This window comes from Vibrio sp. Vb1554 (assembly GCF_033344235.1).
Window position 1 is genome coordinate 1 of the sequence record NZ_JAWPOJ010000469.1, and the last position, 1035, is coordinate 1035.

The 1035-nt window shown below is 44.1% G+C and carries 1 protein-coding gene and 1 pseudogene; both read right to left on the reverse strand.

Annotation, left to right across the window (positions count from 1 at the left end; translation table 11 throughout):
- Nucleotides 1–93 (reverse strand): annotated as a pseudogene (gene modB, locus R8N28_RS27135) (molybdate ABC transporter permease subunit); the annotation flags it as partial.
- A 27-nt stretch (nucleotides 94–120) separates the two neighbouring features.
- Nucleotides 121–876 carry a molybdate ABC transporter substrate-binding protein gene (gene modA / locus R8N28_RS27140; RefSeq protein WP_318183905.1) on the reverse strand — a complete coding sequence of 252 codons (756 nt, stop codon included), beginning with the start codon at nucleotides 874–876 and terminating at the stop codon, nucleotides 121–123.
- Nucleotides 877–1035: the final 159 nt, after the last annotated feature.

Below are 1035 nucleotides of genomic sequence, written 5' to 3' on the forward strand. Positions count from 1 at the left end.
AGCAAGAAATACACCTAAAGGAATAAGCCAAAGTACCGCATAAGCGCCGACTTTTAAGCTCAACATTAGGGCTTGGTATTCAAGTTCTGTCACTCTTTGTCCCTATTATTGAAAACCGTATTATTGTTGGAAACCGTAATGAGCAAAAACTCGCTTCGCGTCTTCCGATTTCAAATACTGGAAGAATTGTCTCGATTCCGTTGAATCGTTCACTACCGCCGCTGGATAAACGATGGCCGCGTGTGTGTCACTCGCAAACTCGCCAACAATTTTCACTTTGCTAGTCAACTGCGCATCGGTCTTATAAACCACCCCTAAAGGAGCTTCTCCGCGCTCAACTAAAGCCAAAGCAAGACGTACATTTTTTGCTGGTGCAACTTTGGTTTGAATCTCTTTCCATACACCCAGTGTAGTCAGTGATTCTTTCGCGTACATCCCTGCCGGCACAGACGTAGGGTTGCCCAATGCGAGGCGACTGCCATTTAACGCCGCTTCCCAAGCTTTTGCATCCGCGAAGTTAAATACGGCTAAGCGTGAAGAATGAGGTGCAATAAGAACGAGGCTATTGCGCGCTAAATTAGTGACATTGTCACCATCTATAACACCTTCATCAACCAAGTAGTCCATCCATTTCGTGTTTGCAGAAATAAACACATCAGCTGGAGCACCATTGATAATTTGTCGTGCGATCGAAGACGAGCCGCCATACACAGGCGTAACTGTTACGTCGTACTTTTCTTTAAAATCTTGAGCGATTTCGTCAATCGCATTCGTCATCGAAGACGCAGCATAAACTTTCAGATCCGTTGCTGCATTTGTTGAGAAAGAAATGCTTAATATTGCCGCTAGGCAAGCATGCGTTTTCCATGCTTTCATAAAGTGACTCCGTACAAGGCAAGCGAAAATTCTATCTAGCCAAATGAATGCGTTCCCAGCCCGATCCGTTTTTCTAATAAGGAGCCGAGAGAAAATTTGGTTAAAGATAGCGTTTGGTTAACGAGTTATTTAAACAGAAAGTCAAGGTTCATGTGTTGT

Excerpts from the sequence above, each read along its gene's own strand:
- modA (WP_318183905.1), bottom strand. The coding sequence starts at position 876 with ATGAAAGCATGGAAAACGCATGCTTGCCTAGCGGCAATATTAAGCATT.